14 protein-coding genes and 1 pseudogene are annotated in these 20,319 nt (G+C 54.7%); 12 read left to right on the top strand and 3 right to left on the bottom strand.

Annotated features, from left to right (window positions below; all coding sequences use genetic code 11):
* Positions 1 to 7 precede the first annotated feature (7 nt).
* The 4 genes from ABJI08_RS02175 to ABJI08_RS02160 all read left to right on the top strand — a co-directional run bounded on the left by ABJI08_RS02175 (position 8) and on the right by ABJI08_RS02160 (position 2,979).
* Positions 8 to 145, top strand: coding sequence for a carbohydrate porin (locus ABJI08_RS02175; protein WP_348400193.1), 138 nt, complete (start codon positions 8 to 10; stop codon positions 143 to 145).
* Positions 146 to 168: 23 nt separating this feature from the next.
* Positions 169 to 984, top strand: a complete 816-nt coding sequence (locus ABJI08_RS02170) for a hypothetical protein (protein WP_348400186.1) — start codon at positions 169 to 171, stop codon at positions 982 to 984.
* A 54-nt stretch (positions 985 to 1,038) separates the two neighbouring features.
* Positions 1,039 to 1,527: a hypothetical protein gene (locus tag ABJI08_RS02165; protein WP_348400185.1), complete on the top strand. Its 489-nt coding sequence runs from the start codon at positions 1,039 to 1,041 to the stop codon at positions 1,525 to 1,527.
* A gap of 153 nt (positions 1,528 to 1,680) precedes the next feature.
* Positions 1,681 to 2,979 carry an OmpA family protein gene (locus ABJI08_RS02160; protein ID WP_348400184.1) on the top strand — a complete coding sequence of 433 codons (1,299 nt, stop codon included), beginning with the start codon at positions 1,681 to 1,683 and terminating at the stop codon, positions 2,977 to 2,979.
* 240 nt (positions 2,980 to 3,219) lie between these two features.
* Here ABJI08_RS02160 and ABJI08_RS02155 read toward each other — a convergent pair whose 3' ends face one another.
* Entirely contained in the window at positions 3,220 to 3,462 is a 243-nt protein-coding gene (locus ABJI08_RS02155; protein ID WP_348400183.1) for a hypothetical protein, read from the bottom strand.
* Between the two features lie 151 nt (positions 3,463 to 3,613).
* Between ABJI08_RS02155 and ABJI08_RS02150 the strand changes: the two genes are divergently transcribed.
* Positions 3,614 to 4,681, top strand: a complete 1,068-nt coding sequence (locus ABJI08_RS02150) for a mechanosensitive ion channel family protein (protein WP_348400182.1) — start codon at positions 3,614 to 3,616, stop codon at positions 4,679 to 4,681.
* Positions 4,682 to 4,783: 102 nt separating this feature from the next.
* Positions 4,784 to 5,491: an IS6 family transposase gene (locus tag ABJI08_RS02145; RefSeq protein ID WP_348400181.1), complete on the top strand. Its 708-nt coding sequence runs from the start codon at positions 4,784 to 4,786 to the stop codon at positions 5,489 to 5,491.
* A gap of 401 nt (positions 5,492 to 5,892) precedes the next feature.
* Here the strand turns inward: ABJI08_RS02145 and ABJI08_RS02140 are convergent, their stop codons facing one another.
* Positions 5,893 to 12,351, bottom strand: coding sequence for a CHRD domain-containing protein (locus ABJI08_RS02140; protein ID WP_348400180.1), 6,459 nt, complete (start codon positions 12,349 to 12,351; stop codon positions 5,893 to 5,895).
* A gap of 592 nt (positions 12,352 to 12,943) precedes the next feature.
* Between ABJI08_RS02140 and ABJI08_RS02135 the strand changes: the two are divergent.
* The 3 genes and pseudogenes from ABJI08_RS02135 to ABJI08_RS02125 all read left to right on the top strand — a co-directional run.
* Positions 12,944 to 13,389: pseudogene (locus ABJI08_RS02135) on the top strand (transposase); the annotation flags it as partial.
* 201 nt (positions 13,390 to 13,590) lie between these two features.
* Positions 13,591 to 13,962, top strand: a complete 372-nt coding sequence (locus ABJI08_RS02130) for a molybdopterin dinucleotide binding domain-containing protein (protein WP_348400179.1) — start codon at positions 13,591 to 13,593, stop codon at positions 13,960 to 13,962.
* Positions 13,963 to 13,968: 6 nt separating this feature from the next.
* Positions 13,969 to 14,739: an IclR family transcriptional regulator gene (locus ABJI08_RS02125; RefSeq protein WP_348400178.1), complete on the top strand. Its 771-nt coding sequence runs from the start codon at positions 13,969 to 13,971 to the stop codon at positions 14,737 to 14,739.
* A 47-nt stretch (positions 14,740 to 14,786) separates the two neighbouring features.
* Here the strand turns inward: ABJI08_RS02125 and ABJI08_RS02120 are convergent, their stop codons facing one another.
* Positions 14,787 to 15,188 (bottom strand): rhodanese-like domain-containing protein, encoded by a 402-nt coding sequence (locus tag ABJI08_RS02120; RefSeq protein ID WP_348400177.1) that lies wholly within the window; start codon positions 15,186 to 15,188, stop codon positions 14,787 to 14,789.
* A 116-nt stretch (positions 15,189 to 15,304) separates the two neighbouring features.
* On the opposite strand from ABJI08_RS02120, the gene ABJI08_RS02115 reads away from it, so the two are divergent.
* Genes ABJI08_RS02115 through ABJI08_RS02105 form a run of 3 tightly spaced genes read left to right on the top strand, consistent with a single transcriptional unit; the run spans position 15,305 to position 20,312 of the window.
* Positions 15,305 to 16,579: an FAD-binding oxidoreductase gene (locus tag ABJI08_RS02115; protein WP_348400176.1), complete on the top strand. Its 1,275-nt coding sequence runs from the start codon at positions 15,305 to 15,307 to the stop codon at positions 16,577 to 16,579.
* Positions 16,580 to 16,581: 2 nt separating this feature from the next.
* Positions 16,582 to 18,669, top strand: coding sequence for a hydantoinase/oxoprolinase family protein (locus tag ABJI08_RS02110; RefSeq protein ID WP_348400175.1), 2,088 nt, complete (start codon positions 16,582 to 16,584; stop codon positions 18,667 to 18,669).
* The gene (locus ABJI08_RS02105; protein WP_348400174.1) at positions 18,666 to 20,312 is read left to right on the top strand and encodes a hydantoinase B/oxoprolinase family protein; all 1,647 of its coding nucleotides are present in this window, start codon (positions 18,666 to 18,668) and stop codon (positions 20,310 to 20,312) included. The genes ABJI08_RS02110 and ABJI08_RS02105 overlap by 4 nt, the downstream gene beginning before the upstream one ends.
* Positions 20,313 to 20,319: the final 7 nt, after the last annotated feature.

Here is a 20,319-nt window from a genome sequence, read left to right as displayed (position 1 = left end):
AAACACAATTGAGGCGTTCTACCGGTTTTCGATTTCTCCAAATCTCCAAATAACACCGTCCATTCAATACATTGACAATCCACTGCTCAATCCGGGCCAAAGCAGCATCGCATTGTTTGGGTTGCGTGCGCGGATTGTATTTTGATAAGTCCGCAGAAGGAAACGACCATGTTTCGGATTGCCTTGCTAGCCATTGTTCTGGTGTCGCCTGCATCGGCTCAAGTTGGTCCAAACATAGATGAGTTGGCTAAAGAGCTCGCAAACCCAGGCGCCGCTAATGCGACATTGAATTTTAAGTTTGAATACAGGACTTTCACTGGCACGCTGCCAGGGGCCAAGGATCAGGATAGCTTTACAGCGACTTTCCAACCTGTGCTGCCCTTTGTTCTGAACAACGGGAACAATCTCATCTTCCGGCCTGCGTTTCCTTACCTTTCTGGCCAACCAAGTTATGATTCCAGTTCCGGCTCTTTTCAAACAAACAGCCGTTTCGGCGATATTCCCTATGATTTGCTGTATTCTTGGGGCAGCGATGGCTGGACATTCGGAGCAGGCCTTGTTGGTTCGGTTCCAACGGGTACTTCAAATTCCTCAGGAAATTGGCTGTTAGGGCCAAGCGCATTGGCGGTTAAGACACTGGATTGGGGGGTTGCCGGGTTATTTCCATTTCATAATGAAAGAATTGGAGGAAACGGGCCTGACACCTCGATTACATCGTTGCAGTATTTCCTGTTCTATGGGTTGGGCAATGGATGGCAAATCGGCACTGGTCCAACCATCAGCTACGATTGGAATGCTGCCAATGGACAGGAATGGACCGTTCCTTTTGGCCTCACCGTGGCAAAGACAACAGCCATAGGAAATCAACTGGTCAAGTTGAACATGGCGGCCGAGTACAACGTGGTTCGATCTGAAACGTTCGCGTCTGATTGGAAGTTCACATTCACATTCAGCCCTGTCACAAAAAATCCGTTTCTGAGGTGATGACTGCACAGCATTCGGTGTCGGAGCATACCTACTCAAAGGAAAGAAAAACAGATGAACAATGGATTGTTAATTGCCATCGCCGCTGCGGTCATTGGGATAGGGGTTTACACCCTGATGCCGGCCAAAGAACCGACGGTTCAGGACAAGTTAAAAGAGGCTCAGGAGAGCCTGTCAGAAGCGGCGGAAATGGCAAAGGATGCGGTCGAGGACAAGGTCGATAACGTGAGTTCGGATGTCGAGGCATCGCTTAAAGAAGCGAAGGCTCAGGCCGCCGAATATGCCGATGAGTTAACGCGTTTTGCCGAAGAAAGTGCCAAGAGTTCTTCTGAACTTAAGGCAAATATCAACAAAGAGTTTTCCGCAGGCGGCACTTTGCATAAAGACGGGTACAACTCCGAAATGGCTGTCTCTTCTTTAGAGAGCTTGGGGTTGAACAAGGAAGCCGCAATCAGACTTTCGAGCTGGCTTGAGACCATTTACGCAACACCAGAGCGTGCAGATGAAGTCGTTCAGGAAATTCGTCGTTCATTAGAGAAATGACCGATTGTGAAAGAAAGAAACTGCGGCGCACATTCATTGCAAGCGATCAAGGCGAGATCTCCCAGAAATGTGTTGGGGGTTTCTGGCTGGGGTATTTAAAGCGCCTCAATGCTGCAGAGTTTCAAACAAATCCAATAAGTAGAGGACCACAGAATGATACCTAAAATTTTGTTAACCGGGGTCTCGGCACTGGCGCTGGCGGCGGGCAGTTTATCTGCTCAGACGTCGACCAAATTCGGTACGGATAATCGGGCCATGACTCTCGGAGATCTCTCCGAGGATCAAGCGCTTTCAACGCTTAAAGATCATGGCCGTGTCTCGATGAGTGGAGCGTTTTTTGGCACAGGCAGCGCGGATCTGACGCCTGGCGCAGGTGAAGTTCTTTCCAAGCTAGCTAAGGTTCTCGAAAGCTTGCCGGGCGCCCGTCTTGCTGTTGTGGGCCACACAGACAATACAGGTACCCTGAACGGAAATCTTGAGCTTTCACAAGCTCGGGCTCAATCGGTCGTTGATGCGCTCTTGGGCGCTCCCAACAACGTCTCAGCGGATCGTTTGGCGGCAGTGGGTGTCGGGGCCATTGATCCCATTGCCTCTAACATTTCCGTAGAAGGAAAGGCCCTGAACCGCCGAGTGACTTTTGTCCTGATTGATGACGAAGGCGCCGTGCCAGAAAAAGTGGCCGGTTCGTGGCTGACAGATCCTGTGACGGGTTGCGCAATTTGGACGGCCGGCGATGCCGCCGCTGAAGAAGGCGCCCTGTGGAATGGCGCTTGCATTAATGGCGAAGCCAATGGCCGCGGTACTTTGGTGTTCTGGGACGCTTTTGGGTTTGAAGCCCGTTATGATGGAGACGTGCTTAACGGCCGAGCAGAAGGCAACGGAACTGTGTGGAGCAGAAATGACGACGGCACAGGTGTCGACACTTTCGAAGGTACATTCCGCGCAGGGAAACTGGATGGAGCAGTTAAGGCAACGTCCAGCACAGGCTATGTCTTTGACGGGGAAACCGGTGAAAACGAGGGCGAAGTCAGTGGCAAGTTGACGACGCCTGAAGGTTGGGTGGTCTCTGGCGATATCAAAGATGGGAAAAGTGTTGGCTCTTCTCTGGTCTACTACGAGACCGAAGAGGGTGAAGTCTATTTTGGAGATGCCAAAAACAACAAGCGCGAGGGTTTGGGGACATTGGTTTCGCCTGATGACACCAGCTATTTTGGCGAGTTCAAAGATGGCTCCGCCTCGGGAACCGGCATTTTTGAATCCCCTGATGGCAGTAGCTTTGCGGGTCAGTTTGAAGGCGGAGCGCCGAACGGCGTCGGAACTGCGATGGATGCGGAAGGCACGTCCTACCAAGGGCGGTTTGTCGACGGCAATGCGGATGGTCTTATTCTTGTGACTAGATCGGATGGCTCACAATCAACAGAAACGTGGAAAGACGGGAGCAAAGTAGAATGAATAATTTGTCTGAAACTCGACTTCGTGGCGGCATCGTTCTTGCAATTGGTGTCGCTCTCACGTTTGGAAGTGTTGCATCTGTGCAGGCGGGGCCCATTGGAAAAAGTGCTCTGCGCGGAGCAATTGCCGGTGCCGTCGTTGGAGAGATCGCGGGAGGAGATGCCGCAAAAGGGGCCGCGATTGGGGCCGGTGTTGGGGCTATTTCCGGGGCGATCAAGAAAAACGACCGACGTGATAAAATTAGACACCGTGGGGGGAAAAAACGCAGACGCTAACCGCCAATGCCTGGGCGTGGCGTTCTCCCCGCCCGCGCCCGGGCAACTTTTTGGGCATGGCTAGAAAGCTGTTGCTTCCAAAGCCGCCACGGTTTGGAATCAATACGAAGTAGAAAATAAAGAGTACCAATCCCAAAATGGCAATTTCCTCAGTATTAAAAAGCTTCCTGGCTGTGGTGATTGTTGCCGCCGCAACTTTCGCTTCCATTACACCACTCCACGCGGCCTCAGACGAGCTGCTGGCAAAAACCTCAAGTGAGACTGTGACTGCAGAGGCATTGCAACTCTTTGTTGTTCCGCTGACTTCATCTGAGTTGGCCGAACTTGCAGATGTTTGGCAAGGGCGATTGTCGGAGTCAATGGAAGTCTATGTTCTGCTGAATGAAAACATTAACCGCGTTGGCGAAGTTGAAGCAAAGGCCATGCGGGAACGTATCTCTGATGTAGCTGCCGAGAGCAAAATGAATACTGACAACTATCAGGTGGTTCTGGAGGCATGGAGTGCGAAGGGTGGAGCACCCGAAGACATTCTGGTGCACCAAACCTACCTGGATTCCGTAGGAGATGCCGCAGTCAGATCCACTGACCTGAGGACAGTCTTTTCGCTGGCGAAGAATTGGCTGTTATCCTCCGATGGCGGTTTGGGGTTGGTGATGCAGGGTGGTGTTTTTGTTGTAGCGCTGTTTGTGCTGCTTTTTGTGTCGCGCACCGTTCGAAAGCTGGCTGCCAGAGGGCTGTCTCGAATTCCCACGCTGTCTAAGCTTTTGCAAACCTTCATCCTGACGGTTGTGTATTGGCTCACGATGGGCCTCGGCATGTTGATTGCTTTAAGCTTGGTTGGTGTGAACGTTACGCCGTTGTTTGCCGTGTTTGGTGGCTTGAGTTTTATCCTTGGTTTTGCTCTTCAGGATACATTGGGAAATCTGGCTAGCGGGCTGATGATCATGGTTCTCAAGCCGTTTGACACTGGTGACTACATCGAGATTTCGGGCGCAAGTGGTATGGTCGACAGTATGTCGGTTGTATCCACTCAAATCCGCACTTTCGACAATCAGATCATCGTTGTGCCCAACTCCAAGATTTGGGGCGATGTCATCACCAACGTGAGTGCTGCCAAAACGCGCCGGGTCGATCTGGTGTTTGGCATTGCCTATTCAGATAACGCGGCGCACGCGATTGAGGCTCTCAAAGTCGAAGTTGCAGCCGACCCTCGCTGCCTTTTGGACCCCGCCCCAGAAATTTTTGTCGGCGAACTTGGTGACAATTCAGTGAACGTATTCTGCCGCCCATGGGTGGCGACAGATGACTATTGGGATGTTTACTGGGGATTGACCGGATCGGTTAAAGAGAAATTCGATCAGGAAGGGATATCAATACCATTTCCACAGCGTGATGTGCATCTCAATCCGGTAGAGAGCAATGAGTGAAAAACCATTGAGGGTGACGGGTCTTATCGATTTGATGAACAGGTGGGCAATGTCAGAGGAAACTCGGTTGTGAAGGGCAGGGTGGCGACCTAGCGTTGTCGAATGACAAAACGATCCCCTTTTCGGTACTTCAGAACGAGCCCTGAGATTATCCGCCTTGCGGTGATGCTCTATGTCCGATTTCCACTTTCATTGCGCAATGTGGAAGACCTGCTGCACGAACGGGGCATCGACGTGAGCCACGAAACCATCCGTTTTTGGTGGAACAGATTTGGCCCGTTGTTTGCTTCAGAAATCCGCAAACGGCGGGTTCAGCAACTCCGTTCTTATTCAAACTGGCGATGGCACCTGGACGAGGTTTTTGTGAAAATCAATGGCGTCCAGCATTACCTTTGGCGGGCGCTTGATCACGAAGGTGAGGTGCTGGAAAGCTATGTCACGAAACGACGAGACCGCGCTGCAGCCCTAAAATTCTTGAAGAAAGCGATGAAACGCTACGGCCAACCGGAGGTCGTCGTCACTGACAAATTGCGTTCATATGGCGCTGCGATGAAGGTCATCGGAAATGCAATGAAACAGGAAACAGGTCGCTGGAAGAACAATCGTGCTGAGAATTCCCACTTACCTTTTCGAAGGCGAGAGAGGGCCATGTACCGCTTTCGCCGGATGCGAAGTTTGCAGAAATTTGTTTCCGTCCATGCATCCGTTTTCAACCACTTCAATCAGGATCGTAGCCTTTCGAAAAGATGCCATTTCAAGCTGAACCGCACCGCTGCTCTCGCTGAGTGGCGCGGGCTTTGCGTGGCATAATGGACAGCTTCACTGGCCTAGCAGAGACTGGTTCGAATTTGTCTGACACCTCCAACTACAAGCTTCCATTAGCGCACAGCCAGACCTGCACAAACACTAGTCAAGTACACGTTTTTGCAAGAAATCTCACGTGGCCATCTCTTTATACCGTAACCAAGGGCAGGATGCATTGAATTCTGCAGCGCCGAGTGTTTCACGTTCCGACAACAGAGCGCCGGCATGAGTGATCTATTCTGGCTGAGCAACACGCAGTTGTCCAACCCGGAGCCCTTTTTTGAAATGTCACGGCAAGTTTTTAAATACCGTGCGAAACCCGGCCCATTGCAGCCTCGTCCTCGCGTCGTGGCTGATAAAGGTGCAAGCCAGATGAGCGATCGTCGCCAAATCCCTGAGCCGCGACTCTAAAAAATGAAATCATCTCCTGAATAGGCCAGTCCGACGCCAACATCGGCAAAGTCGACTCCGTTCAAGAGGATCGAATTGGTACCCGCCACGATGCGTGCTGTGCCGCCTGCATCCTGGAGGTGGTTCGCGAGCAGATCCGCGAACCCGGTGATTGCCACCACACCCGCGAGGTTGATTTTCTCCCCATCCGCCGCTTCGAACCCAAAGATCGTGTCGTTGCCAAAGCCGCTGGTAAAGACAAACCGGTCAAGCCCCGCACCGCCGGTCAGCTGATCTTGCCCTACGCCGCCATTGAGCGTGTCATTGCCAAGCCCGCCAAACAGTTGATCTGCGTTCGCTCCGCCGAACAAACGGTCGAACCCGACCCCGCCGCGCAGGATGTCGTTGCCCGCTTCGCCGAAAAAGACATCAAACCCGCCGCCGCCGTTCACGGTGTCGTTGCCGTTGCCACCAAACACCGTGTCCTGACCCGCATCGCCGCCCTGACCGTTGTCGTTAAAGAGGTCAAAGCCGTTGCCCAAGCGAGCCTCATCGCGCCCGTTGCCGCCAAAGACGGTGTCGTTTCCGAGACCACCCAGAAGCGTGTCGGCCCCGTCGCCACCAAAGAGCTCGTCAAAGCCCAATCCGCCGGAGATCGAGTCATTTCCGGTCTCGCCACGGAACTCATCCGCTCCGCCACCGCCGTTGATTGTGTCGTCGCCATTGCCGCCGAACACGGTATCCCGGCCAGCATCGCCGCCCTGAGCGTTGTCGTTAAAGAGGTCAAAGCCGTTGCCCAGGCGTGCTTCGTCGCGGCCATTGCCGCCATTCGCGGAGTCGTTTCCGAGACCGCCAAGCAATGTGTCGGCTCCGTCACCGCCAAAGAGCAAGTCAAAGCCCAATCCGCCGGAGATTGAGTCATTTCCGGTCTCGCCACGGAACTCATCCGCTCCGCCACCGCCGTTGATCGTGTCGTCTCCATTGCCGCCGAGGACCGTATCGCGCCCCGATTCTGCGACTTGGCCATTGTCGTTGAAGACGTCCGCGCCATCGCCAAGATTGGACGAATCACGCCCATTGCCGCCAAAGACGGTGTCGTTTCCGAGGCCTCCCACCAGAATATCAGCGCCGTCGCCGCCGAAGAGCTGGTCAAAGCCTGCTCCGCCCAGGATCGAGTCATTTCCGGCTTCGCCTCGGAAATCGTCGAATCCGCCGCCGCCGATGATCGTGTCATTGCCGTTGCCGCCGAACACGGTATCCCGGCCAGCATCGCCGCCCTGAGCGTTGTCGTTAAAGACGTCAAACCCGTTGCCAAGCCGGACTTCGTCTCGCCCATTGCCTCCAGCAACCGTGTCATTGCCAAGGCCGCCCAAAATAGTATCGGAGCCGAAGCCGCCCAAAATGCTATCGAGGCCTTCGCCACCGAGAATTTGATCATTGCCAAACAAGCCGCTTAGCGTGTCGTCGCCCGCTGCTCCCAAAAGCGTGTCCGCGCCGGTGGTTCCGTCAACGGTATTGGCATCGGCATCAGCAGACGAAACGATCTGACCGCGAATTTCTCCAGCAGGATTGGTTGTCGTGTGAACGTTGAAATAGAGCGGCACGTCGGTGCCCGGAGGCGTCGCTCCGAGTTGGCTCAGGAATGATGCGATTCCTTCGCCGCCGTCCCAAATTCCGGACAATGTAAACGAACCATCCGGATTCTGCGTCGCGGTCAGATCACTGTCGGTCAATACGTTGAAAGACACACCTCCATTCACCCCGCGAGCGCCAGTGTGAATATGCATCGCTGTGACATCGTCAGCCGTGTCCGCAGTGACACGGGCCGCAACCCCGGGAACCTGCGTGCCGAAATCCAGGCCCGAAATACGCAAGCTGTAAGTCAATGTGCCGGCAGTGGCGTCGAACTGGCCAAAACCGGTGCCTGTTGCGCTCGACCCGGAGCCTGATTGGTTCCCATCCAATGCGAACTGGTGAACGCGGTCAACTGGTACGGGGACCAGGGCTTCGACTTCGGCAAAGGTCAGAGTTTGGTCCGTGAACTGTAAGAACTCGATATCGTTCAGTATCAGGTCATTGCCTTCGGATGACGTGATTTCGACACCGTTTATATTTCTGGATACTGAAATGGCCGTACTCGCCGCCTGGAATACGGCCGTGTCGGTGCCCTCGCCCCCAGTCAGGGTGTCTTCGCCTGCGCCGCCATTGAGTATGTCGTCGCCGGTAAACCCGTTCAGTACGTCGTTGCCTTCGCCTCCATCGAGATCATCGTTGCCTTGACTGCCAAACAGCGAGTCGTCGTCATCGCCCCCGAAGAGAGTGTCATCGCCGAAGCCGCCACTCAGTGTGTCCTGACCTTCTTCGCCAGAAATCAAGTCGGCGTCGTCTGCACCAGAGAGTTCGTCATTTCCAGTGCCACCGTTCAGTGTATCCGATCCATTTCCACCCAAAAGCGTATCATCGCCGGTTCCGCCATTTAAACTGTCATCGCCGCTTTGCGCGTCGAATTCGTCATCGCCGTCTGCGCCAATCAGCGTATCGGCACCGGCTGCACCAAGGAATGTGTCATTGCCGGCGCCACCGTCAAGGTATCTGGCAACTGAATCGGTCGTATGGTTGACCGAGGCACGCAAACTGTCGTTACCCTCTCCGCCTTCAAGGGTATCCATGCCTCCAGAGCTGAAGATGGTGTCATCGCCTTCTAGCCCTTGGAGCAGGTTGTTGCCTGCATTGCCGTAAAGGAAGTTCGCGCCGGAATTCCCTATGCCCGTGAGGTTGTCGCTCCCGGCGAGCTCCAGACGTTCGATCTCGCTGAAGTTCCGAAGGTCTAGGTCAAAGGCCGCATAAACCCGGTCAATGCCTTCCCCCGGGTTTTCGAAAACGACATCGCCAACTTCACTGAGAAAATAAGTGTCGTTTCCGTCGCCACCGACGAGCGAGTCTGCACCGCCCCTGCCATCGAGACTGTCGTCGCCGGTCCCGCCTTCCAGCGTGTCCACACCATCCCCACCCGACAGGATGTCATTGCCGCCAAGGCCCTGAAGGAGTGTTGGTGTATTGTTGTTCTGCGTCGATATCGAATTGTTAAGTTCGTTGCCGATACCCGTTGGATTGTCTCTCGACAGGATTCGCATTCCTTCGACGTTTGCGCTCAGGGTATAGGTCGAGGCATAGGAAACGACAAAGTCGTTGCCTTCGTCCGCCTGTTCGATGATTTGTTCGTTGGTGTCCGAAACGACATAGTTGTCGTTTCCAAGACCTCCTACCAGCGTATCAACCCCGAGATTGCCATATAATTGGTCGTTGCCGTCGCCGCCAAGGACGCTGTCATTCCCATCACCGCCATATAAGAGATCGTCTCCTTCCAGACCGATCAGAGTGTCGTCCCCCTCTAGCCCGGACAATGTGTCAGCACCTGACGTTCCGGTGATGGAATTCGCGGTATCATCGCCCTGGGACACGATTTGACCACGGATGTCTCCACCCGGATTCGCGGTCGTGTGCACATTGAAATATAGCGGTACATCTGTGCCAGACGGCGTTTCTCCGAATTCCGTTTCAAAGGCGCCGAGCCCCTCGGAATCGTCCCATCGCCCCGACAGCAGCCATGATCCATCGTTAAACAAGCTTGCCCGCAGGTCATCATCCGTGAGGATATTGAAAGCAACCCCACCATTCGCGCCCCGCTCGCCGGTATGGATGTGCAATGCTGTCACATCATCTGACGTGTCTGCCGTTGCACGGTCGCTGAAACCGGGCACCACCGACCCGAAATCAAGGCCGTAGATGCGTAGCTGATAGGTAAATGAGGTGAAATTCGCATCGAATTCGGCAAAGCCGACTCCGGTCGCTGTCGATCCTGACCCCGACTGGGTTCCGTCAAGAACGACATTATGGGTGCGATTGATCGGCTCACTGGCAAAAGCGTCAACTTCGTCATAGGTCAATGTCTGATCGTCGAATTGAAAGGTCTCGACGTCATTTGCAACAATATCAACGCCATCGGCGGACGTGATCGCAAGCCCGTCAGTCACGCGCTCGACGGAAATATCCGTACTCGATACAGAGAAAACGGCAACGTCTTCCCCGTCTCCTCCGCTGAGCGAGTCATTGCCTTCACCTCCGTTCAATATGTCGTTTCCGTCCTGGCCATTTATGGTGTCGTTGCCGGCCAAGCCAGGTAGCGAATCGTTTCCGGTTGTCCCGTCAATCGCATTGTCCGTGTCATCCGCAGACGAGACAATCTGCCCACGAATTTCTCCTCCGCCCACCGTGGTTGTGTGGATGTTAAAATATAGCGGCATGTCCATACCGGGCGGGTTGATACCAAATGAGGGTGCAAACGTATCGAGACCCTCGCTGCTCTCCCAGATACCACTCATCGTCCAGGACCCATCCGGATTCAGGGTGGCCGTGAGATCGTCGTCATTGAGGAATCCAAACGCCACACCACCATTGACGCCACGAGGCGCGTTGTGGATATGCGCATTGGTCACATCATCGCTGGTGTCCGCCGTCTCGCGGTTCGCAAACCCCGGAAGGATCGTCCCGAAATCCAGCCCGGTGACCGTCAGGCTATAGGCAAATTCGTTTGTGGACGGATTGAAAACCCCGTAGCCTGTGCCAGTTGCGCTGGATCCGGTCCCTGCACCGGTACTCGCTTGCGCACCATTCAGCTCGAATTGATATACGCGCTCGACAGACGGAATCAGCGCATGAACCTGAGCACGGGTCAATGTCTGGTCAGAAAATTCAAGGTTCTCCACGGTAGTGCTAATGAAATCCACCCCATCCGCGGAGGTCACGATCAGCCCGTCGAAACCCAGAGCGACCGAAATTGCCGAACTGGCCACAGAGAACCGCGCAACGTCCGTACCCGTTCCACCGTCAATACTGTCGTTCCCATCTCCACCAATGATCGTATCGTCACCGCCGCCACCAATCAGAGAGTCATCATCCGAATTGCCTTCGATCAGGTCGCTTCCGCCACCGCCATCAAGCGTGTCATCGCCCAGAAGGCCCTCGAGAGAGTCGTCACCATCCAGACCTGCAATGTTGTTGTGGCCAGTGTTCCCGAGGATTTGATTGTCCAGCGCGTTGCCAACGAGCGTTAAGTCCCCGGTGTTATAGGTAGATAGTGTTTCAACGTTTTCGGCTAATGTGTAGCTGACCGTGGAGTACACTATGTCAAAGCCTTCGCCCGCTGTTTCGATAATCTGATCACCCGCGTCGTCCACATAATAGATGTCGTTGTCAGCACCCCCAAGCATCCTGTCTGCGCCAGCATCACCAAATAAAGTGTCGTTGCCCGCTCCGCCGCGCAGGTCGTCGCCACCATCCCCACCAGACAGCGAGTCATTGCCGTCATTCCCTTCGAGCATGTCGAAGCCGTTGCCTCCGGATAGAGTATCATCGCCTCCACGTCCCCAGAGCGTGTCAAGGCCTTCTCCTCCAAGTAACGAGTCGTCAAATCCGGCACCGGAGACGTTCAGGTCGCCACTGATTGCATCGTTACCCTCCCCGCCGTCTATCGTATCGCTACCATCATTTCCAAAGAGCGTGTCATCTCCGCCAAGACCTAAAAGCGTGTTGTTGCCAGCATTACCGTTAATGACGTTGGCCTCCGCGCTCCCCGTCGCCGACGCATTGGTTGACCCACTGAGGATCACGTTTTCGACGTTGGCAAAGTTTTGCAAATCCACATCGAACTCTGCCCGAATGGTATCTGAACCTTCATTCGGATTCTCAAAAACGATGTCACCGGCTTCTGTTAGTGCGTAGTCATCATTTCCATCGCCCCCAACCATCGAGTCCGCGCCGCTGCCGCCACTCAGCAGATCATTCCCGTCGCCACCCACAAGCGTGTCATCGCCGCCAAGAGCGACCAATCGGTCATCTCCGTCGCCACCTCCAAGCACATCGTCGCCGCCGGACCAGGCGTTGATTGTATCGTTCCCACCGAACCCATGAAGCGTGTCGTCAAAAGGTGTATCGGTGATCAGATTGTCATTGTCGTCCGCGATTGAGACAAACTGACCGCGAATGTCGCCCCCCGGATTGGTCGTCGTGTGAATGTTGAAATAGAGGTCGACATCGCTGCCCGCCGGCGTGGTGCTCAGATCGGTGGAAAAGCCCGAAATCCCCTCGCTGGAATCCCAAAGCCCCTGCAACGTCCACGATCCGTCCGGGTTGAGAGTGGTAGTAAGATTGTTGTCGTTCAGAAAGTTGAAGGCCACACCGCCATTTGCGCCCCGTGCTCCGGTATGGATATGCGCCGCTGCGACATCATCAGCCGTATCCGCAGTTTCGCGGTTCGGGAAACTCGCGGACAAAGTTCCGAAGTCCAGCCCGGTGATAGTGATGTTGTAAAAGAATGTGTCAATGCCCGGGGTATAAATGCCATACCCATATCCGCTGGCCGTCGAGGCCGTTCCGGCTTGAGTTCCGTCTAAAGTGAACTGAAAAAAATTCGACATCTATCTCTCTCCAAAAGTGCAATCTCACTGAGCCGAAAGAGAGAGGTGTCTGGCGCGCACCTGATCAATATGCGACTCCTGATTCGAAATTGGGTTGTTCTCTGACCAGGCGTGCTGTCTGCGCAGCTATTCGCCAAAAACCGATACTAGTTAAAAAACAACGGCGCGTCTAATGAATTGCAGTTTTTCTGACTTGGGCCTTGTTCGGGGAGGATTCAAGAACCTTGTCTGAACTGCTTTTTCTGAAACTGCGTTGCCTTTTGGGGGCGTAATTTGCCCCAGTAACCCGGTGCGTCAGAGACGTGGCATTTTACAAAGTTCTGTGCGCGCCTATGACAGCGTCTCGGTCCCGCATGAAAACTTGCGTCGGTATCTAAAGTTCTACAACACGCGGAGACAGCATTCATCGCTGGACTGGCAGACACCCGAACAGGCATATCTCAACCCGTCGCGACCAATCCCGGTGGTGGCATAACTGAGCGGAAAATCCACTTACGAAACGGCTCGAAACTGTTCAAACAAACTGACCTGCTCCCCGAAACTTCCCTCGTTGTGATGTAGAGTTTGCTCAACCTTTCGAAGGAGCAAACGAATGCGAAAGAGCCGTTTCACCGAGGCGCAAATCATCGGAATGATCAAGGAACAGGAAGTCGGAATGCCGACAGCGAAGGTGTGCCGCAAGTACGGCCTCAGTCAGGGCACGTTCTACAAATACAAGTCGAAGTATGGCGGCATGGAAGTGTCCGACGTCGCGAAGCTGAGGGCAATGGAAGACGAGAATGCCAGGCTCAAGCGCCTGCTGGCCAATACGATACTAGACAATGCTGTTCTGAAGGATCTTCTGGGAAAGAACTGACTACGCCGAATGAGCGGCGAGAGGCAGCGCTCAGGGCGATGCGGGATCACAATATCTCGCAGCGTCGGGCCTGCCGACTTGTCGGTGTCGATCCCAAGACGGTCAGGCGCGAACGCCCGCCTGACAACCCGGAGATCAGGGCAGAGATGAAGACCGTCGCTGCCAAGCGGCGGCGTTTTGGCTAACGGCGCTGAATCTGGAGTGCTAGTGTCCACCATTGATAGTGGACACTTAGGGGCGCTCTATGGCGGGAAAGCAGAAGAAGCGGCGTTGGCCGGATGAAGAGAAGCGTTCGATCTGTTTTCAGACGACGGCGGCAGGCGTTTCAGTAGCGCAGGTTGCGCGCCGGTAGCTGAAGTCACAAGGTAAAGGGGCGCGAACCTGTGTTGATCCATCCAAACGATGCCGCAACACGCGGGATTGTGTCAGGGGATATTGTAGAGCTGTTTAATGATCGCGGGCGGTGCCTTGTCGGGGCCAAAGTGACGGATGAAATCCGCGAGGGATGTGTCTTTTTATGGACCGGTGCGTGGTATGATCCGGATTTCGCGGCCCCGCAAAATCGGGACCGTCTCGGCAATCCCAATGCATTGACCCACGATCACCGAACGTCGTCCCTGTCGCAGGGCATTGCGGCCCATTCCACTCTGTTGGAGATGTTCAAATTTGAGGGGCCCGCGCCGGAAATAAAGGCGCATGTTGCCCCTGACTTCCTGTTTCTCGCGGAACCTGATACGACCGCGGAATTGGAGTAACGCTTTATGACCGAAGACGCCCCGAAAACACCCAAAGTCGACTCGACACTGTCCAAAGGGCTGAGCATTCTTGAGAATCTGGCTCATTCCCAAAAGGGCAAGGGCGTGACAGAGCTTTCAGTGGAACTGGGGCTGACGAAATCCAACACATTTCGTCTTTTGCAAAGCCTGACGACGCTTGGCTATGTCAAGCATCTGGACAACAAGGCCTATGCTGCGACGTTGAAGATGTGGCAAACCGGGCGCGCTTCGGTGGATAACCTGAATCTGCGCGAACTGGCGTCCTCTGAGATGTCGTTTCTGTCGCGAGAAACTGGTGAGACGATCTATCTTGCGGTGCCTGAAAACCTTGGAATTATCTATATCGACAAGATCGAAAGTCAAAAACCGATCCGATCCTGGAGCCCCATCGGTGGTAACGTCCCCATTCATTGTGTGGGCACCGGCAAGGCGATTTTATCAGCGAATTATGGCAAGCTACGCGAACGTGTCAAAACGCAATTGACGCGTCACACGGACAAAACACTTACGTCAATTACGGCTTTGGATAAGGACATGGATGAAACAATTGCGCGTGGCTATGCCGTGGACAGGGGCGAATTCCGCGAACGTATCTGGAGCCTTGGTGCAGCAATTACATTGCCAAATGGCGAGGCGATTGCATCGCTTGGCGTTTCGCTGCCCGATGTGAGCATGCCCGATGGTGGTGTCGAAAAATACGGTGCCCTTGTCGCGAACTGCGCCGAAAGCGTTTCTGAAAAACTGGCGCGTCGGTAAATGTTCCGCGCGAGTCTGAATTAACCGCGCGAAATAGCCGTCTTAGTCTAGGTTTTCTTTTCCGGGAATTCGACGGGGCCGCCTTGTCTTTCCCAAGTGGAAAAGCCTTCTTTGAGATGAGCAGCTTCAAAACCCATGTCCTGCAATGTTGCAGTTGTCAGAGCTGAGCGCCAACCAGATGCACAGTGGAACACAAACTTTTTGTCCTCCGCGAATATCTCCTTGAAATAGGGGCTGTCGGGGTCGACCCAGAATTCGACCATGCCACGTGGGGCGTGCACACTTCCGGGGATGAAACCGCCGCGCTGACGTTCACGCGGGTCACGAATATCGACCACAACAACATTCGGATCGTCCAGCATCGCGATCAGGTCGCTGGTTTCAATTTCTTCGATGCGTGATCTTGCCGCTTTCACCATGTCGCCTGATGACATTTTGAGTTTTTTCATAACGCGCTTTCGTGCTGATATATGGAACACATATTTCGTATGTTGACGCATGTGCAAAGCTGTTGCAACCTTTTCACACCTACACCGCCATTCCGTTTTAGTCAGGGATTCTTATGATGAGTGGGCAAGATGCTATTTCACTTTGGAACGCGTCCGCTGTCGAAGACGACTTTCATGCTCCATTGGATGTTCAGGGTGTCCTGGACGTTGTTATTATCGGCGGCGGGTTCACGGGCCTGTCTTCTGCGCTTCATTGCGCCAATGAGGGCTTGTCCGCCCATGTGCTTGAGGCGGAACAGATCGGCTATGGTGGATCGGGGCGCAACTGTGGTCTTGTCAACGCTGCGCTTTGGCTCCCACCACAGAAAGTGCGTGAAAAGCTGGGCGAGTCCTGTGGTCCCCGGTTTCTCGAAATGTTTTGCAGAGGCCCGGAATATGTATTCTCTTTGATTGAAAAACATCAGATTCGGTGTGAGGTCACCAGAACCGGCACGATCCACGGAGCGCATGCGCCATCGGGTTTCCGCGATCTTCAGGACCGTCACAAAGAATGGCAACGTTTGGGGGAACCGGTTGATTTGCTGTCGCGGGAACAAGTGTCCGAAATGGTGGGCACCACAGTTTTCCACGGCGGTTTGCTGGACCACCGCGCGGGCACGATCAACCCGATGGGATATGTGCGCGGCCTTGCGCGTGCGACACTTAGCGCAGGCGCCAGGATCAGCACCAAGGTCCGCGCCACAAAGCTATCCAAAGATGGCGATCTGTGGATCGTTGAAACGGACAAAGGCGCCGTCAAAGCCAAAGCGGTTGTTCTGGGCACAAACGCCTATACGGATGATCTGTGGCCCGGTTTGAAAAAGAACTTCACGCTGATCAACTATTTCCAGTTCGCAACGAAACCGCTTGGACCGGAAGCGGCGCATATCATGCCCGGCAAACAAGGGCTTTGGGACACGGGACAGATCATGTTCAACCTGCGCCGGGATGCGTATGATCGTTTGTTGATCGGCTCGATGGGTAAGGTACTGGGTGACATCAACCAGGGTATTTCGCAAAGATGGGCCCGCAAACAAATCGCGCGCCTTTTCCCGACGCTGGGTTATGTTGAATTCGAAGCAGCGTGGACAGGCCGTATTGCGATGACACCCGACCATCTGCCACGTATCCATGAGCTTGAGAAAAACCTCTTCACGACAATCGGCTATAACGGGCGCGGGATCACCACCGGAACACTGTTTGGGCGCACCATGTCACAATTGTTGACGGGAATGGATCGCGCTGATCTCCCACTTCCGATGACCGAAACGTCTACGGTAAAAAGTGCGCCAATTGTTTCGCGACTGTATCAAACCGCTTTCACTGCTAAGCAAATCCTAAAGGCAATTTGACTATGACACTGGCTTCTACACGCGTGGGCGTAGACATCGGCGGCACCTTTACGGATGTGGCATTGCAGCATGCGAATGGCCTGTCGACCTGTAAGGTGCTGACCAACTATACCCAGCCCGAACAAGCGATTCTGGACGGTATTATTCTGGCCGCAACGCAGGCAGGCATCGCTTTGGGCGACATTGAACAGGTGATCCACGGTACAACGTTGGTGACAAATTCTCTGATTGAACGCCGGGGCGCAAAGCTGGCGTTTATCACCACCGAAGGGTTTCGTGACGTCATCGAAATGCGGTCTGAGAACCGGTTTGAACAATATGACCTGAACCTGAGCCTGCCCAAACCGATGGTGCCACGTCAGGACCGGTTTACGCTGAACGAACGCATTGGAGCCAATGGTGAAGTTCTTTTGCCGCTCGCGCAGGACGAAGTCGATGCCATGGTGCAAACCGTGCTGGCAGGTGACTTTGATGCGGTGGCGATTGGCCTGATGCATTCTTATGCCAATGACAGCCACGAACGTCAGATGGCCGATGCACTGCGTCAGGCTGCGCCGGACCTTTCGATTTCGATATCCTCGGTGATTTCGCCCCAAATGCGGGAATTGCCACGCTTTAACACGGTGATCGTAAACGCCTATGTTCAGCCGCAGGTGGCGGACTATCTGGGCCGTTTGGTCGCGCGTTTGCGCGATAATGGCGTTACGGCGCCTGTGTTTATGTTGCACTCGGGTGGCGGGCTTATTTCGGTCGAGACGGCGGCAGAACAACCCGTGCGTCTGTTGGAATCAGGGCCTGCGGGCGGCGCCATCTTTGCCGCCGATTTCGCACGGGCACATGATCTGGACAAGGTGCTGAGCTTTGACATGGGCGGCACCACTGCCAAGATTTGTCTGATCGAAGACGGGGCTCCAAAAACCGCGAGCACTTTTGAAGTCGCACGCACATATCGTTTCAAAAAAGGGTCGGGCATGACCGTGTCGACCCCGGTTGTTGAGATGGTTGAAATTGGTGCCGGCGGTGGGTCCATCGCCTCAATCGACAGCATGAACCGCATCCAGGTTGGGCCACGATCTGCTGCATCGGAACCCGGGCCGGCCTGTTACGGGCGCGGTGGTGAGGAACCGACCGTGACGGATGCGAACCTGTTGTTGGGGCGGCTTGACCCGGACAATTTCGCAGGTGGCGCGATCCAGTTGCATGCGGATGCATCCGACACCGCCGTGGCCGCGAAACTTGGCGCGCCATTGGGTATCCAAAGCAGCGATGCCGCCTTTGGTGTGACCGAAGTGGTGGATGAAAACATGGCCAATGCGGCGCGTGTTCATACTGTTGAAAACGGGCGCGACATCGAGCATTTCACGATGATCGGCTTTGGGGGCGGCGCGCCGCTTCATGCTTGCAGGTTGTGCGAAAAACTGGGCATTCGGGATCTGATCATCCCGCCCGGGGCTGGGGTTGGCTCGGCGATTGGGTTCCTCAGGGCGCCGTTCAGTTACGAGGCAACGCGCGGTCTGTTCCAACGCCTCGCAGCGTTTGACGGGGCAGCAGTGAACGCAGCCCTTGCCGAGCTTGAACAAGAGGCGCGGGCCTTTGTTGAAGTCGGGGCCAAGGATGCCGACACCACATCAAAGCTGACCGCGTTCATGCGTTACGCAGGACAGGGTTGGGAAATTCCGGTGGCATTGCCGTACAAAACTTTTGCGGATGCTGACAAATCCGAGATCAAAGACGCCTTTGAGGAGGCCTATCGCGTGCTGTTTGGCCGTATCATTGACGGCCTTGCCATCGAGATCACAAACTGGTCGCTTGTGGTGGCGTCGGTGCTGCCCGAGGTCGACAAGGCTGCGCGGTTTGACCGCGGTGTGGCTGCAAACAAACGCTGCACGCGTCAATTTTATGATGCGGCATTGCGTAAATCTGTAGCGGCACGCGAAGTCGAGCGTCAGGAAATGAGCGCCGGGAAATCTGTCGAAGGTCCCGCCGTGATTATCGAAGACGAGACCACAACAATTGTCACATCTGCCTATACCGCGATTGGCCAGGGTGACGGCAGTCTGCTGTTGCGCCGCAAGGGAGACACAGTATGAGCCCGACCGCAATTGACTATCAAATCATGTGGAACCGTTTGATTTCGGTTGTCGAAGAGCAGGCGACAACCTTAATCCGTACCGCGTTTTCCACATCGGTGCGCGAGGCGGGTGATCTTTCGGCAGGGTTGTTTGACCGCAACGGTCGCATGATGGCACAAGCGGTGACCGGCACGCCCGGGCACGTAAATGCCATGGCCGAAAGTGTGACCCATTTTGTGCGCGAAATCGGGCCTGAAAACGTGTTCGATGGGGATGTGTTCATCACCAACGACCCTTGGCTTGGCACAGGCCACCTGCACGACATTACTGTTGTGTCGCCATCATTCCGCGATGGTAAGCACATCGGGTTCTTTGCCTGTACCGCCCATGTTGTTGATATTGGCGGTCGCGGATTTGGACCCGACGGCAACGAAGTTTATGAAGAGGGTCTGTTGATCCCGATCATGAAATTCGCGGAACGCGGGAACGTGTCCAAAGATCTTATTCGATTGGTGCGTTCAAACGTGCGCGAACCTGATCAGGTGGTGGGTGACATGTATTCGCTGGCCGCCTGTAACGAAGCGGGCGATCGTCGGTTGCAAACCATGATGGGCGAATTTGGCATTGCAGATATTGATGGTCTTGCTGATTTCGTGATCGAAACATCGCGCAAGGCAACGCACGAAGCCATTGCCAAAGTACCCGATGGCACGTTCAATCATTCCATGCAGGTTGATGGTTATGACGCGCCAGTGAACATGGTTGTACGTCTGGATATTAAGGGCGATCAGATCAAGGCAGATTTTGACGGCACATCAGGCATGAGCCGTTTTGGCGTGAACGTCCCCGAGGTCTATACGCGGGCCTATGCCTGTTATGGTCTGAAATGTGCGATTGCGCCTGAGGTTCCCAATAACACGGGGTCGCTGGAACCATTTGAAATCACGGCCCCAGAAGGTTGCATTCTGGCCGCGCGCCGTCCGGCACCGGTGTCCGTGCGTCACGTTTTAGGGCATTTGGTGCCTGATGTGGTATTGGGCGCCTTGCATCAGGCGTTGCCGAACACGGTGCCAGCAGAAGGTGCCAGCGCGCTTTGGAATATTCAAATTTCCGCACGGGCAAGCGAATCCGAGAGCGGCCTGCCTAATGCTGAGGTGTTGATGTTTAACTCGGGCGGCACGGGTGCGCGCCCGACGTTGGACGGCTTGTCAGCCACCGCGTTCCCGTCGGGTGTGTCCACCATGAGCGTCGAAGCAACTGAGCACGTTGGCCCGATTACTGTGTGGCGCAAGGACTTGCGAGAAGGCTCTGGCGGCGCGGGGGCTTTCCGTGGCGGTCTTGGCCAGATTATCGAGATCGAACCACGCGAAGGTTATGATTTTTATTTCAACGCAATGTTTGATCGTGTTGAAAATGCAGCGCGGGGCCGCGAGGGTGGGCTTGCGGGCGCTCAGGGTCGCGTCGAACTGTCGGACGGCACCAAGCTACGCAGCAAAGGCCGTCAATTGATCAAAAATGGTCAACGTCTTAAACTGAGCCTCCCGGGTGGGGGCGGTTACGGCGACCCAAGCGAGCGCGACAAAGCAGGGGTGGCCGAAGATTTGGCCGCCGGATTTATTACAGAAGAACAAGCGACCGAGCTTTACGGTTTGAAGAAATAGGAAACGA

It is taken from the genome of Shimia sp., assembly GCF_039969785.1.
GTDB lineage: Bacteria > Pseudomonadota > Alphaproteobacteria > Rhodobacterales > Rhodobacteraceae > Shimia.
The sequence above is the reverse complement of the archived record's forward strand: the minus strand, read 5'-3'. Positions and strand labels throughout refer to the sequence as shown.

Bases quoted from the DNA above. Each gene is read 5' to 3' on its own strand.
- ABJI08_RS02170 (WP_348400186.1), top strand. From the start codon at position 169: ATGTTTCGGATTGCCTTGCTAGCCATTGTTCTGGTGTCGCCTGCATCG.
- ABJI08_RS02165 (WP_348400185.1), top strand. From the start codon at position 1,039: ATGAACAATGGATTGTTAATTGCCATCGCCGCTGCGGTCATTGGGATA.
- ABJI08_RS02160 (WP_348400184.1), top strand. From the start codon at position 1,681: ATGATACCTAAAATTTTGTTAACCGGGGTCTCGGCACTGGCGCTGGCG.
- ABJI08_RS02155 (WP_348400183.1), bottom strand. From the start codon at position 3,462: ATGGAAGCGAAAGTTGCGGCGGCAACAATCACCACAGCCAGGAAGCTT.
- ABJI08_RS02150 (WP_348400182.1), top strand. From the start codon at position 3,614: ATGGAAGTCTATGTTCTGCTGAATGAAAACATTAACCGCGTTGGCGAA.
- ABJI08_RS02145 (WP_348400181.1), top strand. From the start codon at position 4,784: ATGACAAAACGATCCCCTTTTCGGTACTTCAGAACGAGCCCTGAGATT.
- ABJI08_RS02140 (WP_348400180.1), bottom strand. From the start codon at position 12,351: ATGTCGAATTTTTTTCAGTTCACTTTAGACGGAACTCAAGCCGGAACG.
- ABJI08_RS02125 (WP_348400178.1), top strand. From the start codon at position 13,969: ATGACCGAAGACGCCCCGAAAACACCCAAAGTCGACTCGACACTGTCC.
- ABJI08_RS02120 (WP_348400177.1), bottom strand. From the start codon at position 15,188: ATGAAAAAACTCAAAATGTCATCAGGCGACATGGTGAAAGCGGCAAGA.
- ABJI08_RS02115 (WP_348400176.1), top strand. From the start codon at position 15,305: ATGAGTGGGCAAGATGCTATTTCACTTTGGAACGCGTCCGCTGTCGAA.
- ABJI08_RS02110 (WP_348400175.1), top strand. From the start codon at position 16,582: ATGACACTGGCTTCTACACGCGTGGGCGTAGACATCGGCGGCACCTTT.
- ABJI08_RS02105 (WP_348400174.1), top strand. From the start codon at position 18,666: ATGAGCCCGACCGCAATTGACTATCAAATCATGTGGAACCGTTTGATT.